The following is a 15612-nucleotide window of genomic DNA, read 5'->3' on the forward strand; positions in this document are numbered from 1 at the left end:
GTCGGTCCTCTGGCCGCACGGGACTTGCCGCGAGCAGTTGTAACAACTATGGTTACGACCAACAAGGGGATCAGGGAGGTGGAGCCCGACGTGAGCGCCAACAGCAGACTGACCATCGCGGCGCACGCCCTGACCTGGATCGGGCTGTATCAGCGGCGCGGCCACGAGGTCGCCACCTCCGAGCAGATCGCCACCAGTGTCAACACCAACCCGGTGGTGATCCGCCGCCTGCTGGCCGAGCTGCGCAAGGCTGGCCTGGCCGATTCGCGGCGGGGGGCGGGGGCGGGCTGGATGCTCGTTCGGGACCTGGCGGCGATCACCCTGTTCGACGTCTACCAGGCGATCGAACCGGGGCCGGTCTTCGCCCTGCACCCCGCGGCACCGGACCCCGAGTGCGTCGTGGGCCACGGCATCGGGCCGGCGATGACCGCCGTGTACGACGGTGTGGAGGCCGCCCTGCGCAGGGAGTTGGCCAAGACCACGCTGGAGGACGTGCTGCGGGACGTCCTGAAAGCCGCCTGACCTGGGGTCGTCGACTTCCCCTGGTCGGAGGGGATCGCATCCCGCGCTCAATGATGTAACAAAAACGGTTACATCAAGAGGTCGGAGAGTCCCGCAGGACAGCTGGACGACAAGACGGAACTCGGGTTCGCGCCGGTCGACCCTGGGGCGCTGTGCGAAGGCGGGGCGCGGACCGGCAAGCACTTCCCGTTCCAGGGCTGAGGCCCGACCGGCACACCTCATACGAACGAAAAGACGAGGACGATGGCAACAGATACCCAGATCTCGCGGACCGTGGCCGAGAAGTTCGTGGAGCACCTCGGCAGGCAGGACCCCGACGGGATCCAGGAGCTCTTCGCCGAGGAGATCGACTGGCACGTCCCCGGCAGTGACACGCTGCCCTGGACCGGGCGTCGTACCCGCAGGGAGGAGGTCGCGCCGTACTTCACCACGATGTGGCCGCACTTCGCGCACGGCAGGAGCAAGGTCGTGCTGGAGCGGGTCATCGTCGACGGCGGTGACGTCGTACTGCTGGCGGTCTGGACGCACACCGCCGTGTCCACTGGGAAGGAGTTCACCACACCGGCGGCCATGCACCTGGTGGTCGAGGACGAGCGGATCGTCCGCATGCACCTGTACGAGGACACGCTGACCGTCGAGAGGGCGTTCGAGACGCCGACTGAATCGGCACAGCGGTAACACGCGTTCGCGGAGCGGCCCAGGAGTCCTCGGTGGCGGCGTGGGTGCCGCACTCCTGACGGATCTGGTGCCGGTACCGTCCCGCGAACCCGGGCGTTCCACGGGTGTTTGCCGAACAGGGCCACATCCACACCGGTCTGTCCTGGTCACCCTTTTCGAGAGAACCGCATCTACAAGGTGTTCCGCGAGGTCGGCCGGTCGGTGCGCACCGTGGCGCTGCTGCGCTTTTTGAACGATCCGGCGCTGCGCTCGCGGATCACCGCGGCCACCAACAAGGTCGAGTCCTACAAAGCCTTCTCGGTCTGGCTGCGGTTCGGCAACAACGGGGTACTGGCCGACACCGCCCTCGGGGATCTGGCCCGGGAGGTCCTGGCCGACCCCTCCTGGCCGCGCGGACGGGGGAGCCTGGACACCTACCGCGACCACATGCGCGCCCACGGGGTGATCCCGCGCGCCATCGAGGTCCTGGAGCGGGCGTGGGAGCAGTACAGTGCCCAGAACCAACCGTCCTCCCGGTGAGGTCGGCCGCGCCGGCCTCCGGCGCCGGGGCGAATCCCCTGAGTCCGGGGCGCACGGCGGCGCCCGGTGCCAGACTGGGCGCGTGTCAGGATTCACGCGCGATACCAAGCATTACGGTGACCGGCTCGTTTACGGGGCCCTGGACACCAAATGGCGCTGCAACCACGCCCGCTGCCGGTGCGGCGGCCACTGGAGCGACCACGTCGAGCAGGCCGGGCTGACCGTGATCCGCAACGGCGGCAACTTTGTGGCGCTCACCGGCCCGGCTTGACCGAGCACGTCGACGAGACCCGGCTCACCGCCGACGTGCAAGGACCTGCGCGCACGCAGCGAGGCCAAGAAGAAGGCGGCCAAGCGCGAAGTGGCCACGGTCGCCCAGCGGCGGTACCTGTCCTTCCTGGTGGCCAAGGTCGACGCCGAGCTGGCCAAGGCCCTCAAGGACACCGCACGCAAGCTCATCTCCGCCCTGCCAGTCCGGCCTCGGCCAGGGCCTCCATAGCGGCGTCGGTGCGCGGTGCCTGTTCCAGGAGGCGGCGCTGCACGTGGTCCTCCGCGCACAGGCGACGGCCGCGAAGCCGGGGAGGACGGCGTCTACGAGTGGGTGAGGTGAACATGCCAGGCGTCCGGTGTGGGGCCGTTGCTCTCCCCGCCCGGGCGTCGGGCGCGTACGGGTGGGGAGAGGTCCCGGCCTGTCGGGTTCTGATGGGCCTCCGGGTCGGGTCTACCGTTCGCGCGGGTGGGAGTGGAGGCGGAAGAGGTAGGCGGTGGCCGGGTGGGTGTAGGCGGTGCCTCTGCCCGTGGCGTGGAGTTGTTCGCGGGTGGGGTGGGGCGGGTGCTTGGGCTGGAGGTAGCGGTCGAGGTCGTCGGTGGTGAGGCGGTAGCGGCCGGAGCGCTGGTGGAGGACGGCGGTGAGCCGGTAGCGGGGGTCGAGGTGGGCGAGGCCGGCGTCGGCGTGGCTGTTGTTGGCCAGGAGCCAGCCCCCTGGGCGCAGGCAGCGGGTGGCGTGTTCGGAGACGGGGCCCGCGTACAGGGAGATCACCAGGTCCCACTCGGCCGCGGGCAGTTCCGCGAGGGTGTGGGTGTAGTCGCCGGGTACGAACGCGATGCGGGGGTGTTCGGGGTACTGCTTGTGCCGGGTGGCCAGGCTGGTGGCCTCGGGGCCCTGGAAGGCCTTACGGGCGCGGGCGTCGGCGTCGAGGTAGGTGACGTCGGGCCAGACATAGGAGGGGGCGAGGTCGAGGTAGCTGCCGGGGTACAGGGCGCGGCGGGCTCCGGTGTGAGCGGCGGCGGCCTGGTAGAGAGCGGTGCGGGCACCGAAGTGGCTGCCGACGCGGTCGATGTAGTCGGTGAAGTCCTGCTCGGTCACGGAGGGCTCCGGTGGGGTGTCGGGGCCGTCAGGCCAGGTGGGCGAAGTGGATGGCGTCGGCCGCGGCGGCACCGGCGGCGACGGCGGGAACGGCGCCCTGTTCCCAGGTCTGGCCGGTCAGGTCGCCGGCGGCGTAGAGGCCGGGGATGCTGGTCTGGCGGCCGTCGTCCACGGTGACGTAGCCGTCGCTCAGGGCCAGGCCGTGCTCCGCGGCCAGGCGCTCGACGAGCGGGACCTGCCGCTGCGGCTGGGGCCAGAGCAGGGTCTGGCGTTCCACGAGGGTGCCGTCGGCCAACTCCACGGCGTGCAGGTCGCCGTCGGTGTGGTGCAGGCGGGTGATCTCGCCCTGGATCAGGTCGCTGCCCTGTTCGCGCAGGCTGCGGCGCAGTTCGTCGGTGCCGGGCAGCCAGGGCGGTGCGATGGCGATGGCGTCGCCGGTCCAGGCGCGGAAGGCGGTGGCGGCCATGGCCAGGTAGGTGGGCTCGTCGGCGACCAGAGCCCAGGTGCGGTCGGCGTTCTCCTCACCGATACAGAACGGGCAGTGGATCACCGTGCGGCCCCAGCACGCGGCGAAACCGTCCACGCCGTCGGGGTTCTGGTCGATGACGCCGGTGGCCAGGATGACGTTGCGGGCCCAGGCCGTGGTCCCGTCGTCGGTGCGCACGGTGAAGCCGTCGCCTCTCAGCGGGGTGATCTTGTCGACGGCGGCGTCGAGCCGCTGGGCCAGCCCGTAGCGGTCCAGCTCCTCCCAGGCGCGAGATCGCAGCTCCTCGGGTGTGGCGCCTTCCAGCCCGATCAGGCCGTGCACACCGCGCGAGACGGCGTTGCGGGGCGGGGCGGGGGACTCGATCACCAGGGAGCGGCAGCGGTAGCGGGTCAGGGTCAGCGCGGCGGTCAGGCCGGCGGGCCCGCCGCCGATGATCACGGTGTCGTACTGGGCGGTGGTGTCCATGAGATGCCTCCGAAGGAACTTGACAGGATCGAGTGACCAGTGGTCATACTACTGACCAACGGTCATTCGATCGATCCCATTCCCACTGGAGGAACCGTGACCCCCACCACCGGCCACGCTTGCCACGCGCACGAGAGCTCCCACACCCACGGACCCGAGACCGCATTCCACCCGGACTTCGAGTGGAATGACCTCTACACCGGCGACGGCAGCGACACCGCCGACCCCGACCTGGCGCTCCTCGCCCCCTCCGACGACCTCCCCCCGGGCAGGGCCCTGGACCTGGGCTGCGGCGCCGGCGGCAACGCCCTCGCACTCGCCGCACGCGGCTGGCGCGTCACTGCGGTGGACCTCGCACCCCGTGCCGTGGCCTCCACCCGCGCCAGCGCGTGCGCCCGCGGCCTGTACGACCGGGTCGAACTCGCCGTCGCCGACAGCGCCACCTGGCAGCCCGAGACCGCCTACGACTTCGCCCTCAGCTCCTACGCGCTGCCGCCCCGCGGACCCGCCCGCACCGCGACCCTGGCCGCCCTGGCCGCCGCCCTTGTCCCGAGCGGGCTCCTGGCCCTCGGTGAATGGAACGAGGAGGACTGCGACTGGGGAAAGCCCGGCGATCTCGCCACCCTCGCCGAACTGACCGAAGCCCTCACCGGCCTCGGCCTGGACATCGTGCGCGCCGAACGGCAGGTCGTCCCGCGCATCCAACACCCCAGCCAGGACCACGCGGTCATCGTCATCGCCCGCAAACCGCATGACATCCTGGAGACCTCAGGCTGACCGACCACCGGTCAGTCGGTCACCTGACGACGAAGGAGGGACCGTGCCCGCGGACCAGTCCGCCCCCGCCAAGCCCACCGGCCGCTTCCAGCCCCCTGGCGTCCGTCGCCGCCAGATCCTCGACGCCACCGCCGCGCTGCTCCTGGCCGACGGCTACGAGGCCCTGACCATCAGCAAGGTCGCCGCCCGCGCCGGGGTCGCCAAGGGCACGGTCTACCTCTACTTCGACTCCAAACAGGAACTCCTGGCCGCACTCCAGGCCCAGATGTGGGACCGCATGCTCCAGCAGCCCACCGCTCTCCTGGAGCAGTCCGGCCTGACCTGGACCGAACGCCTCGACGGCCTCGTCGCCGCCTGGATCACCGCCGAACAGGACCACCACGAGCTCTACCACCAGCTCTTCCACGAACCCGGCGGCGCCACCGGCGAGGAGCCCATGACCGCCGCCCGCCACCTGCTCGTCACCTTCCTCACGCAGGGCGACGCGGCAGGCGAATTCGACGTCCCCGACCCCGAACTCACCGCGGACTTCCTCACCCACGCCTACACCGGCCCCTGCCACCACGCCCGGACCGGCACCGACGTCACAGGAGCCGTCCAAGCCCTCTTCCGCCGCGTCGTCGCCGCTCATCCACCGAGCGACCCAGCCCCCTGATCACCTCTAGTGAACATCGTCACGCTCCGCGCTCTCAGAAATGAGTAGTTCTGAGAGACCAGAGACCCCCACCGGACCATGTCCGGTCTGCGACATGCCAGGCCTCGTCGAACCGGCCGCCGCCGTCGAAAGGGGTCTACGACCCCTCCGGGCACGGCGCCGCCCCTCGATCGCCACCGTTTACCGCATCCGCGCCGAGGATGAACCGGAGAGCTGAGCAGACGGAGAGACTGGATCCGCCCGGCGGCGCCCCTGTCCATCTCGGTGTGCTTGCCCATGTCCTCTACCTACCCACTGACCAGCCCATTGCCGCTTTCCGGCGTATTTGGTCCGCTCCCCACCTACGGGTGCGGTCCTCCTCGGCATGTCCTCGGGTGCGTTCGGCGGTCGCGGATGCGGTGGTTGGCAGGGCGGGGTGTGGGGGCGCCTTTGGTCAGCCTGAAAGTCCTTAATGGCTGTTTTGTGGGTGCCACTGATGTCGATTGGCGCTGAAAGTGGCCCTCCCCCTGGGGCTTGTGGCCTTTTTGTGACCCGGGAGGGCGGTAGATTGCGCGGCATGCACAACGGGGACGAGGTCGACCAGGGGTCGACGGAACGCGTGGTCATCTACACCGACGGGGCATGCAGCGGCAACCCCGGCCCGGGAGGGTGGGGTGTGTGGCTGCGCTACGGAGAGCACGAACGCGAGATGTTCGGCAGCGAGGCCCAGACCACCAACAACCGGATGGAGCTGATGGCGGCCATCCAGGCGCTGGAGAGCCTGAAGCGGGACGTACCGGTGCTGCTGCACACCGACTCCTCCTACGTCAGCAACGGCATCACCTCCTGGGTGCACGGGTGGAAGAAACGCGGATGGAAGACCGCGGACAAGAAACCCGTGAAGAACGTGGACCTGTGGCAGCGCCTGGACGAGGTGGCCGCGCGCTACGACGTGGAGTGGAAGTGGGTGCGCGGGCACAACGGCGACGAGGGCAACGAACGCGCCGACGAGCTGGCCCGGCGCGGACGTGACGAGGCCGCCGGACTGTAGCGGTCCGGTGTGCGGGGTGTGAGCGGCGGTGCCCGGCGGGGCGCCGCCGCTTCGTGGTTCAGCGCTGGTGGCAGAGAGGGCAGGTGGGCCGGGCCAGGCCCCAGGTGAGGTAGGAGCCGATGCTGACCCACCAGAACCAGTCGGGGTAGCCGGGCCCGTAGGCGGTGGTGGTGGCCGCGGCCGCGATGAGGGCGCGGGGCCACTCGCGGGGGGCGGGCCAGGGTCCAGTGCAGGCGTAGGGCGGTGTGCGGGGCGGCCCAGGCCAGGGTGGTGCGGATCAGTGCGGTGGGCATGGTTCCAGGGTGGGCGCGCCCCGGTGCGTGGGGCCTCCCGCTGGGGCGGGAGGCTGCTCCCCCGGGCGGGGGGTGGGGTCAGTCCTGGTCCTTGAAGGGGCCCACGAGTAGGCGGCGGGGTCCGGAGCCGGTGGCGGCGAGTTCGTCCTCGGGGTTGGACAGCACACAGGTGTCCAGGGACAGGCAGCCGCAGCCGATGCATCCGGTGAGGTCGTCGCGCAGGCGGATGAGCTGGGTGATGCGTGCGTCGAGTTCGGTGCGCCACTGGGCGGAGACGGCGGCCCAGTCGGCGCGGGTGGGGGTGCGGTTCTCGGGGAGTTCGTCGAGGGCTTCGCGGATGCGGGCCAGGGGGATGCCCACGCGTTGGGAGATGCGGATGAAGGAGACGCGGCGCAGGGTGTCGCGGCGGTAGCGGCGTTGGTTGCCGGTGGTGCGGCGGCTGTGGATGAGGCCTTGGCGTTCGTAGAAGTGCAGGGCGGAGACTGCGACTCCGGCGCGTTCGGCGACCTGTCCGACGGTGAGTTCCTTGGCGATGGGTGGCACGGGTCCAGTTTAGGGCGTGGTGGGGGTGGGGGGCCGGGTGCTTTGGCGTGCGTACAGGCGTGCGTAGGCGCCGCCGCGGAGGAGGAGTTGGCGGTGGGTGCCGGTTTCGGTGGTCTGGCCGTGGTGGAGCAGCAGGATGCGGTCGGCGGTGCGGGCCAGGGTGGGGTGGTTGGTGAGGGTGAGGTGGGCGGTGTCGGCTGTGGGGGGTGGGGTCGGGGTGTGGGGGTGGTTGATGAGCAGGAGGCGGGCTCCGGTGCGGTGTGCGTAGAGGGTGCGGGCGCGGTGGATGCGGGGGGTCAGGGCGGGGTCGAGGTCGGTGAGGGGGGTGTTGAGGTGGTGGGGGTTCAGGTGGGTGGTGGTCAGGGTGTGGGTCAGGTGGTGGTCGTTGGGGTTGGGGTGGGGGTGTCCGGTGATGGTTTGGGCGAGGGTGGGGTTGGGGTGGGTGGTGTGGATGGGTGTGTGGGTGGTGATGTGTCCGTGGGTGGGGTGGGCGGTGTGGTTGAGCAGGTGGGTGAGTGCGGTGGCGGCGGTGGTGGTGAGGCCGACCAGGGCGATGTGTTGGCCGGGTCGGATGGTGAGGTCGAGGTGGTGCAGGAGGGGGTGGTGGGCGTGGGTGAGGGACACGTCGTGAAGCTCGAGCAGAGGCGCGGCGGGTGGTGTGGTGTGGGTGCTGTGCCGTAGGTGGTGGCGGGTGGAGAGCCTCACGGGTGTCCGTTCGTGTGGGTGGTTGTCTCCTGCCTGGGATCGTCCCGGGCGCGCGAGAGTTCTCGTTATCTTTTCGTGTCCTCAAGGGTAGGCGTGGTCGGGTGAGGGGGCCGTGAGGCCGCGGGGTGTTGTGTGCCGGGCGCTGGTGGGAGGGGTGGTGGCCGGATGGTTGGGGCACGCGACCTTGTGGTCGTTTCCCGGGCGCTGGTGGGGTGGGGGTATGGAGCACGGCACACACCACGAGGTGGTCATTGTTGTTTTCGAGGGCGTGCAGAGTCTGGACGCGACGGGGCCGTTGGAGGTCTTCGCCGGGGCGGCGCGGGCGCCCGGTTCGCGTTACCGGGTGCGTACGGCCTCCTTGGGCGGGGCGGTGGTGACCTCTTCCAACGGGGTGGGGTTGGTGCCCTCGGTGGCGTTGGAGCGGGTGGGTCGGGTGGACACCCTGGTGGTGGCGGGGGGGGTGAGGGAGCTCATGAGCCGGATGCGGAGCTGGTGGCGGCGGTGCGGGAGTTGGCCGCTCGTGCGGGGAGGGTGGCGTCGGTGTGTTCGGGGGCGTTCGTGCTCGCTCACGCCGGTCTGCTGGAGGGGGTCCGGGCGACCACGCACTGGCGGCACTGTGAGCGCCTGGCGCGGGAGTTCCCCCGGGTGCGGGTGGAGCGGGATCCGGTGTTCGTGCGCTCGGGGCGGGTGCGGACCTCGGCGGGGGTGACGTCGGGGATCGATCTGGCGTTGGCGGTGGTGGAGGAGGATCTGGGGCGGCAGGTGGCGTTGGGGTTGGCGCGCACCCTGGTGGTGTTCCTGGTGCGGCCCGGAGGGCAGGCGCAGTTCTCCACCCAGTTGGCCACCCAGAGGGCGGAGCGGGCCGAGGTGCGTCAGGTGCAGCAACTGGTGGATGCCGACCCGGGGCGGGTGTGGTCGTTGGCGGTGTTGGCCGCTCGTGCTGGGTTGTCGGTGCGTCAGTTCTCGCGGGTCTTCGCTGAGCAGGTGGGGTGTACGCCGGGGCGGTACGTGGAGCGGGTGCGGGTGGAGTGGGCGCGTAGGCGTCTTGAGGAGGGGTCGGCTCCGGTGGCGGCGATCGCGCGGGGGTGTGGGTTCGGTACCGATGAGGCGATGCGGCGGGCGTTCGTGCGGGTGCTGGGGTGTGCGCCGGCTCAGTACCGGGAGCGGTTCCGGGTGGGGGCGGGGGGTGGGGGCGGCTGTGCCGGAGAGTAGGTTTTGCGCGCACGTGCTGTCTTGAGGAGGGGGTGTGTGCCCGTGGACGCGAGTGTGGAGCGGGAGCGGTTGGCTGAGGGGTACCGGCGGTTCGCGGCCAGCTGTGCCCGTGGTGGTTCGGCGGACTATGAGCGGATCGCTTTGGGGGTGGCCGGGGACGAGCGGGTGCTGGAGCTGGTGTCGTCGTTGCCTGCGGGCAACAAGCGCCAACCCAACCTGTTGTTGGGGGCGGTGCGGTACCTGGGTGGGCCCACCGGGTCCTGGGAGGGGTTTCGGGACTGGTTGGTGGCGCGCTGGGGGTCGGTGCGCCAGGTGGTGCTGGAGCGCAGGACCCAGACCAACGAGGTGCGTCGGTGTGCGGCGCTGCTGCCCGTTCTGGCCGGGTTCGAGGGGCCGTTGGCGTTGGTCGAGGTGGGGGCTTCGGCGGGGTTGTGCCTGTACCCGGACCGGTACCGGTACTCCTTCGACGGGGCGGAGCCGATCGGCCCCGAGGGCAGCCCGGTGCTGTTGGAGTGCAGCACGCGCGGTGAGGTGCCCGTCCCCCAGGCGCCGCCGCGGGTGGTGTGGCGGGCGGGGGTGGACCTGAACCCGTTGGATGCGGGGGAGGGGTCGGACGTGCGGTGGTTGGAGTCGTTGGTCTGGCCCGGGGAGGTCGGGCGGGCGCGGGTGGAGCGGTTGCGGGCGGCGGCGTCGGTGGCCGCGGCCGATCCGGCGCTGTTGGTGTCGGGGGACTTGTTGGAGGTGTTGCCGCAGGTGGTGGCTCGGGCGCCGGCGGGGGCCACGTTGGTGGTTTTCCACAGCGCGGTGTTGGCTTACCTGTCGGCGGCCGAGCGGGCGCGGTTCGAGCGTTTGGTGGGCGAGTTGCCCGGGCGCTGGGTGTCCAACGAGGGGTGGCGGGCCTTTCCCGGGTGGGAGCACGCCCGGCCGCCGGTGGAGGGTGACTTCACGTTGGCGGTGGATGGGCGGGTGGTGGCCTACACCGGTGAGCACGGCCAGTCGCTGACCTGGCGGTGACCGGGGGGAGGACCCCGGAGGGGTCCTCGCACCCATGCGAGGGCCCCTTCGGGGTGTGGGGGTCAGAAGGTGTAGGCGTCGACTTCGGCGATGAGGGCCTCACGGCGCTGGGCGGGCAGGAAGGAGGCGGTGAAGGAGTTGCGGGCCAGGGTGCGCAGTTGTTCGTGGTCCAGGCCCAGGTGTTGCTGTAGTGCCAGGTAGTTGTCGTGGACGTAGCCGCCGAAGTAGGAGGGGTCGTCGGAGTTGACGGTGACCAGCAGGCCGGCCTCCATCAGGGCGGGCAGGGGGTGCTCGGCCAGGGTGCGCACGGCGCGCAGGCGCACGTTGGAGAAGGGGCACACCGTCAGGGGGGTCCGGGTGGCGGCCAGGTGGGTGACCAGGGCGGGGTCGTCCAGGCAGCGGATGCCGTGGTCGATGCGTTCGGCGCCCAGGAGGTTGAGGGCCTGCCAGATGTAGGAGGCGGGGCCTTCCTCGCCGGCGTGGGCCACGCGGTGCAGGCCGAGTTCGGCTGCGGCGGCGAAGACCTCGGTGAACTTCTCGGGCGGGTTGCCGACCTCGGCTGAGTCCAGGCCGACGGCGCTGATGCGGTCCAGGTGGGGGCGGGCGGCGTTGAGGGTGTCCATGGCTTCGGTGGCGGGGCGGTCGCGCAGGAAGCACAGGATGAGGGTGGTGGAGATGTTGTGGCGCTGCAGGCTGGTGTCCAGGGCGGCGGTGAGGCCGTTGATGACGGTGTCCAGGGCGATGCCGCGGCTGGTGTGGGCCTGGGGGTCGAAGAAGATCTCGGCGTGGCGGACCCCCTGGGCGGCGGCGCGGGTCAGGTAGGCCTCGGCCAGGTCGTGGAAGTCGGCTTCGGTGCGCAGTACGTCCATGAGGGCGTAGTAGAGGTCGAGGAAGGACTGCAGGTCGGTGAAGGAGTAGGCGGAGTGTAGGGCGTCGATGTCGGCGTGGGGCAGGGTGATGTTGTTGCGCTCGGCCAGGTGGAAGGCGAGTTCGGGCTCCAGGGTGCCTTCGATGTGCAGGTGGAGTTCGGCTTTGGGGATGGCCATGGCAGCCGGGTGCCCTTTCGTGGGGTGGGTGGTGGTTGTTGGCCATTGTGGCTGATGGTGGGGGGTGCGCGGGCCGGTGGCGGGGTTGGGGTGGGACACACGGCCGTGCGTGGGGGCGGGCGTCCCCTGTGGTGTGGGGCGGGGGTGTGGCAGGGTGCGGGCAGATGTGGTCCCCGGTTGTTGAGGAGCGGGTTCGTGGTGGATGTGGTCGGGCTGCGGGAGGAGACCCCGGGGTGTGCGGGGTTGGTGTTCTTGGACAACGCGGGGGCGTCGTTGGTGCCGCGGCAGGTGCATGGGGCGGTGGTGTCCCACCTGGAGTTGGAGTCGCGGGTGGGGGGTTATGAGGCCGAGGGTTTGGCTGCGGGGCTGGTGGAGGAGAGTACGGCGCAGGTGGCGGGGTTGATCGGGGCGTCGCCGCGGGAGGTGGTGTTCTTCGAGGGGGCTTCGCAGGCGTGGTCGCAGGCTCTGGGTGCGGTGGTGTTGGAGCCGGGGCAGCGGGTGCTGACCACGACCAGTGAGTACGCCAGCAACGGGGTGGGGTTGTTGCGGATGGCGGCTTTGCGGGGTGTGCGGGTGCAGGTGGTGCCTGATGATGCCGACGGGGTGCTGGATGTGGGTGTGTTGGAGGAGGAGTTGGGGCGGGGGGATGTGGGGTTGGTGGCGATCAACCACATGCCCACGTACAACGGGTTGGTGAATCCGGCGGAGGCGGTGGGGAAGCTGTGTGCCCGGTTCGGGGCGGTGTACCTGCTGGATGCGTGCCAGTCGGTGGGCCAGTGGGAGGTGGATGTGGAGCGGATCGGGTGTGATCTGCTCTCGGGGACCGGGCGTAAGTACCTGCGGGGGCCGCGGGGGACGGGGTTTTTGTACGTGCGGGACGGGGTGCGGTTGGGGGAGCCGTTGTTGGTCAACCACATCGGGGGTGAGTGGAGTGGGCCGGACTCCTACCGGGTGTTGGCGGGTGCGGCGGGGTTCGCGTCTTTTGAGCACTCGGTGGCGGCCCGGATCGGGTTGGGGGTGGCTGCGCGTTATGCGCGTGGTGTGGGGATGGGGTGGGCTCGTGAGCGCATCGGTGGGTTGGCCGGGTTGTTGCGTGAGGGGTTGGCGGGGGTGCCGGGTGTGGCGGTGTGTGATCGGGGTCGGGAGCGGTCGGGGATCGTGACGTTCACGGTGGCTGGGCGGGAGGCGCCCTGGGTGGTGGGGGAGTTGCGTGAGCGCGGGGTGCGGGCGGGGGTGTCCCGGCCCGGGGAGCAGCGGTGGTCGGGTGCGGTTGAGGGTGCGGTGGTGCGGGCTTCGGTGCACTACTACAACACCGAGGAGGAGTTGGGGCGGGTGGTGGACGAGGTGGGTCGGCTGGTCTGAGCGGGCCGGTGGGTGGTTGTGTCGAAGGCCCCCGGGGGGGGACGCCCTTTCCGGGGGTCTTCGTGCTGGCGGGGTCAGGTCAGGTGGCGCAGGTGGTCGGTGGCTTCCAGGACGGCTTGGCCGATGCCGGGGTTGTTGGCGGTGTGGGCGGCTCCGCCCACGATGCGCAGTTCGGCAGCGGGCCAGCGTCGGGCCAGGTGGTGGGCGGTGTCGCTGGGGCCGCTGATGTCCAGGCGGCCGTTGATCAGGTACGCGGGGATGCGGGCGGTGCGTTCGACGTTGTCCAGGAGTTGGTTCGGGGCGAGGAAGCAGTCGTTGGACCAGTAGTGGGTGACCAGGCGGGCGAAGGTGAGGCGGAAGCCGGGGTCCTGGAATCGGGGGTTGGGGGCAGGGGTTGACCGTGCCCCTGGGGCACGGTCCAGACTCGGGGCCATGAACGGGTCGGTGGTCTCGGGAGAGTTGTCGCGGGGGGAGTTCTCGCGGCGTAGCGGTCTGTCCGCCAAGGCGTTGCGCCTGTACGAGCGGTCGGGGTTGTTGGTGCCGCACCGGGTGGAGGGGACCAACGGGTACCGGTACTACCTGCCTGAGCAGGTGGGGACGGCCGTGCGGGTGCGGGAGCTGCGCCGGATGGACATGCCGTTGGCGATGGTGGCGCAGGTGGTGGCGGCCCCGCCGCAGGAGGCGGTGGGGTTGGTGCGGTCCTGGTGGCGGGCGCGCCAGGAGGCGGAGCGTTCGCGGCAGGCCATGGTCGAGCGGCTGTGTGCGTTGGTGGGCGGGCAGGGGCCAGGCCCGGACGGGGACGGCCCGGTGTGGCAGACCTCGTTGGAGTCGGTGCCCGGGGTGCGGGTGGCCTGCGCGCGGGCGCGGGTGGGTGTGCAGGACCTGGTGGAGACCTATGTGGGGTTGGCTGCCGGGGTGCGGCGGGTGTTGGCGGGGCAGGGGGCGCGGGCCGGGGAGCAGACGTGGGTGCTGTACCACGGCACGCCTTCGCCTGACGGTGCGGCGCCGATCGAGGTGGCCGTTCCCTATGAGGGGGTGGCTGGGCCGGAGGAGGGGGTGTCGTTGCGGTGGGAGCCGCCGGGGGTGTGGTTGGTGGCTGAGGTGGCGCGTGGGGACTGTTTCTATCCGCGGATCATGGGGGCCTACGCGGGGGTGGAGCAGGCGGTCCGGGAGCGGGGTGTGCGGCCTGCGGGGGGTTTTCGGGAGGTGTATCTGCGTCCGTGGGAGCGGGTGGGAGAGCGGGAGACGTTCGCGTGGGTGGCGCGGCCGGTGCGGGCTGGTGGGTGAGTCGTGGTTGGTGGAACGAACAGTGGTGTGGAGGGTGGTGCTCTGATGGGTGCGAAGCGTGTGCTGGGTGTGGGATCGGAGGCAGTGGGCGTGGAGCGTTGGCGTGAGCACACCGCCTTCACCGATCCGGGCGCCTACCGGGAGGTGTTGGCGGGGCTGCCGGGGGATGTGGCGGGCGTCGGTCGGCTGTTGCGCGGGGTGTTGACGCACTACGTGTACGGGGGCCGGGTGGATGTGGGTCAGCGGTGGGAGGAGATCGACCACCGTTGGGTGGAGGCGATGTTGGCCACCGATGCGGTGCGTGACGGGCGGGAGTGGTCGGCGGGGCGGTCGGAGCCGTTGGTGGGGTGCTGTCGGGATTTTGCGTTGTTGACGGTGGCGGCGTTGCGTGAGCACGGTGTGGCGGCGCGCACGCGGGTGGGGTTCGCGTCGTATCTGAGTGCGGGTTTCGGTACGGATCACGTGGTGGTGGAGTACTGGGACGGGCGGCGTTGGGTGTGGGCGGACACCCAGTTGGATCCCGGGGGCGGGTGGGAGGTGGACCCGTTGGATCTGACGCATGCGGGGCCGGTGGGTGAGGTGGCGTTCTCGGGGGCTTCGCAGGTGTGGTTGGCGATCCGGGCGGGTCGGGTGCGGGGGTCCGACTTCGGGGTGGCTCCGGATCTGCCGATGATGCGGGGCGGGTGGTTGGTGCGGGACTACGTGTGGTTGGAGGTGGCGCACCGGTTGGGGGTGGAGACGTTGTTGTGGGATTCGTGGGGTGCGATGGGCCGGGACGGGGACAGTGTGTTGGCTGATGAGGTGGCGGGGTTGGTGGTGGCCGCGGACGCGGGGGATGCGGGGGCCGAGGAGGAGTTGGCGGCGTGGTTCTGGCGTGATGAGCGGTTGAACCCGGGCGGGCGGGTTTTTTGTGCGTCGCCGTCGGGGTATCGGGGGTGGGTGGATCTGGGTTCGCGGGTGGCGCAGCCGCGGCTGTGAGGGGGTTGCCGGGGTCCTGGCCGGTACGGGGGTGGTCGTCGGTCCGGTGGGGCCGCCCGGGCGGGGGTGTGCTCGTGCCGGGGTCTTTTCCTGACCTGGGTCGGAGTGTGGTTCGGGGGCTGGGATGCTGGTGTCCTGGCAGTTCAGCCGACGATGGGAGTCACCGTGCCTGACAGGAAAGTGTCCGAGGATCCCGGTTCCGTGCCCGAGGAGCCCCGTGAGCAGGATCCCTTCCTGGTGTTTTGGGGTGAGCGCCGTCTGTGCACGTTGGCTTCCCCGCGCCCGGACGGCAGTATCCACCAGGTGCCGGTGGGGGTGACCTATGACCCCGAGCGGCACCTGGCGCGGGTGATCGCTTCCGGGAACAGTTACAAGGCACGCAACCTGGGAGCTCGTCCGGGGGCGCGGGTGTCGGTGTGCCAGGTGGAGGGGGCCCGGTGGTCGACGTTGGAGGGCACCGCCACGGTGCGCGTGGATGAGGGGGCGGTGGCCGAGGCGGAGCGGCGTTACGCCCAGCGGTACCGGCGGCCGCGCCCCAACCCCGAGCGGGTGGTGATCGAGATCGCGGTGAAGCGGGTGTTGGGCAACGTGCGTCCGGAGCGGGAGGGGATCGTTCCCTAGCGGCGGTTGCGGGTGGTCGGCTGGGGTGGGGGCGGGAGCGGCGCCTTGGTGG

Annotated in this window: 19 protein-coding genes and 2 pseudogenes; 15 read left to right on the plus strand and 6 right to left on the minus strand. The window is 70.8% G+C overall.

All coding sequences use genetic code 11. The features are described from left to right. Nucleotides 1-48 precede the first annotated feature (48 nt). From AC0VYD_RS13250 to AC0VYD_RS13275, 6 genes and pseudogenes are all read left to right on the plus strand, one after another. Nucleotides 49-522, plus strand: coding sequence for an Rrf2 family transcriptional regulator (locus AC0VYD_RS13250; protein ID WP_475475838.1), 474 nt, complete (start codon nt 49-51; stop codon nt 520-522). 243 nt (nt 523-765) lie between these two features. Continuing rightward, the gene (locus AC0VYD_RS13255) at nt 766-1200 is read left to right on the plus strand and encodes a nuclear transport factor 2 family protein (protein WP_475475839.1); all 435 of its coding nucleotides are present in this window, start codon (nt 766-768) and stop codon (nt 1198-1200) included. 156 nt (nt 1201-1356) lie between these two features. Next, nucleotides 1357-1539: pseudogene (locus AC0VYD_RS13260) on the plus strand (Tn3 family transposase); the annotation flags it as partial. Further along, nucleotides 1531-1719 (plus strand): YozE family protein, encoded by a 189-nt coding sequence (locus AC0VYD_RS13265; RefSeq protein ID WP_475480259.1) that lies wholly within the window; start codon nt 1531-1533, stop codon nt 1717-1719. The pseudogene AC0VYD_RS13260 and the gene AC0VYD_RS13265, both read left to right, overlap by 9 nt. A gap of 82 nt (nt 1720-1801) precedes the next feature. Beyond that, entirely contained in the window at nt 1802-1990 is a 189-nt protein-coding gene (locus tag AC0VYD_RS13270; protein ID WP_475475840.1) for a hypothetical protein, read from the plus strand. A 90-nt stretch (nt 1991-2080) separates the two neighbouring features. Further along, nucleotides 2081-2218, plus strand: a complete 138-nt coding sequence (locus AC0VYD_RS13275; protein WP_475475841.1) for a hypothetical protein — start codon at nt 2081-2083, stop codon at nt 2216-2218. Nucleotides 2219-2440: 222 nt separating this feature from the next. Here the strand turns inward: AC0VYD_RS13275 and AC0VYD_RS13280 are convergent, their stop codons facing one another. Next, a complete protein-coding gene (locus AC0VYD_RS13280; RefSeq protein ID WP_475475842.1) occupies nt 2441-3085 on the minus strand; it encodes a hypothetical protein in 645 nt (214 codons plus the stop codon). 28 nt (nt 3086-3113) lie between these two features. Then, nucleotides 3114-4037: an NAD(P)/FAD-dependent oxidoreductase gene (locus AC0VYD_RS13285; protein WP_475475843.1), complete on the minus strand. Its 924-nt coding sequence runs from the start codon at nt 4035-4037 to the stop codon at nt 3114-3116. Between the two features lie 96 nt (nt 4038-4133). Between AC0VYD_RS13285 and AC0VYD_RS13290 the strand changes: the two genes are divergently transcribed. From AC0VYD_RS13290 to rnhA, 3 genes are all read left to right on the plus strand, one after another. Further along, on the plus strand, nt 4134-4814 hold the full coding sequence (locus AC0VYD_RS13290) for a class I SAM-dependent methyltransferase (RefSeq protein ID WP_475475844.1): 681 nt from the start codon (nt 4134-4136) through the stop codon (nt 4812-4814). A 43-nt stretch (nt 4815-4857) separates the two neighbouring features. Then, nucleotides 4858-5469, plus strand: coding sequence for a TetR/AcrR family transcriptional regulator (locus tag AC0VYD_RS13295; protein ID WP_475475845.1), 612 nt, complete (start codon nt 4858-4860; stop codon nt 5467-5469). Between the two features lie 556 nt (nt 5470-6025). Continuing rightward, nucleotides 6026-6499 (plus strand): ribonuclease HI, encoded by a 474-nt coding sequence (rnhA, locus tag AC0VYD_RS13300; RefSeq protein ID WP_191270010.1) that lies wholly within the window; start codon nt 6026-6028, stop codon nt 6497-6499. Nucleotides 6500-6870: 371 nt separating this feature from the next. Here rnhA and soxR read toward each other — a convergent pair whose 3' ends face one another. Together soxR and AC0VYD_RS13310 are read right to left on the minus strand one after the other, a co-directional pair. Further along, nucleotides 6871-7335, minus strand: coding sequence for a redox-sensitive transcriptional activator SoxR (gene soxR / locus AC0VYD_RS13305; protein WP_191270008.1), 465 nt, complete (start codon nt 7333-7335; stop codon nt 6871-6873). A 9-nt stretch (nt 7336-7344) separates the two neighbouring features. Continuing rightward, nucleotides 7345-8040 carry an ABC transporter ATP-binding protein gene (locus AC0VYD_RS13310; protein ID WP_475475846.1) on the minus strand — a complete coding sequence of 232 codons (696 nt, stop codon included), beginning with the start codon at nt 8038-8040 and terminating at the stop codon, nt 7345-7347. A 220-nt stretch (nt 8041-8260) separates the two neighbouring features. Here AC0VYD_RS13310 and AC0VYD_RS13315 point away from each other — a divergent pair. Both AC0VYD_RS13315 and AC0VYD_RS13320 read left to right on the plus strand, forming a co-directional pair. Next, nucleotides 8261-9252: pseudogene (locus AC0VYD_RS13315) on the plus strand (GlxA family transcriptional regulator). 36 nt (nt 9253-9288) lie between these two features. Next, on the plus strand, nt 9289-10266 hold the full coding sequence (locus AC0VYD_RS13320) for a DUF2332 domain-containing protein (RefSeq protein WP_475475847.1): 978 nt from the start codon (nt 9289-9291) through the stop codon (nt 10264-10266). A gap of 62 nt (nt 10267-10328) precedes the next feature. Here the strand turns inward: AC0VYD_RS13320 and AC0VYD_RS13325 are convergent, their stop codons facing one another. Then, on the minus strand, nt 10329-11312 hold the full coding sequence (locus AC0VYD_RS13325) for an adenosine deaminase (protein ID WP_475475848.1): 984 nt from the start codon (nt 11310-11312) through the stop codon (nt 10329-10331). A 198-nt stretch (nt 11313-11510) separates the two neighbouring features. On the opposite strand from AC0VYD_RS13325, the gene AC0VYD_RS13330 reads away from it, so the two are divergent. Continuing rightward, nucleotides 11511-12674, plus strand: coding sequence for an aminotransferase class V-fold PLP-dependent enzyme (locus AC0VYD_RS13330; RefSeq protein WP_475480260.1), 1164 nt, complete (start codon nt 11511-11513; stop codon nt 12672-12674). Nucleotides 12675-12748: 74 nt separating this feature from the next. Here AC0VYD_RS13330 and AC0VYD_RS13335 read toward each other — a convergent pair whose 3' ends face one another. Then, on the minus strand, nt 12749-13108 hold the full coding sequence (locus AC0VYD_RS13335) for an alpha/beta fold hydrolase (protein WP_475475849.1): 360 nt from the start codon (nt 13106-13108) through the stop codon (nt 12749-12751). Here AC0VYD_RS13335 and AC0VYD_RS13340 point away from each other — a divergent pair. The 3 genes from AC0VYD_RS13340 to AC0VYD_RS13350 all read left to right on the plus strand — a co-directional run bounded on the left by AC0VYD_RS13340 (nt 13107) and on the right by AC0VYD_RS13350 (nt 15560). Next, nucleotides 13107-13961 carry a MerR family transcriptional regulator gene (locus AC0VYD_RS13340; protein ID WP_475475850.1) on the plus strand — a complete coding sequence of 285 codons (855 nt, stop codon included), beginning with the start codon at nt 13107-13109 and terminating at the stop codon, nt 13959-13961. The two genes, AC0VYD_RS13335 and AC0VYD_RS13340, sit on opposite strands and share 2 nt — an antisense overlap. 45 nt (nt 13962-14006) lie before the next feature. Continuing rightward, complete coding sequence (locus tag AC0VYD_RS13345) at nt 14007-14939, plus strand: transglutaminase-like domain-containing protein (RefSeq protein WP_475475851.1); 933 nt, start codon at nt 14007-14009, stop codon at nt 14937-14939. Between the two features lie 153 nt (nt 14940-15092). Further along, complete coding sequence (locus AC0VYD_RS13350; RefSeq protein ID WP_475475852.1) at nt 15093-15560, plus strand: TIGR03618 family F420-dependent PPOX class oxidoreductase; 468 nt, start codon at nt 15093-15095, stop codon at nt 15558-15560. Nucleotides 15561-15612: the final 52 nt, after the last annotated feature.

The organism is Nocardiopsis sp. iso_40, assembly GCF_056173285.1.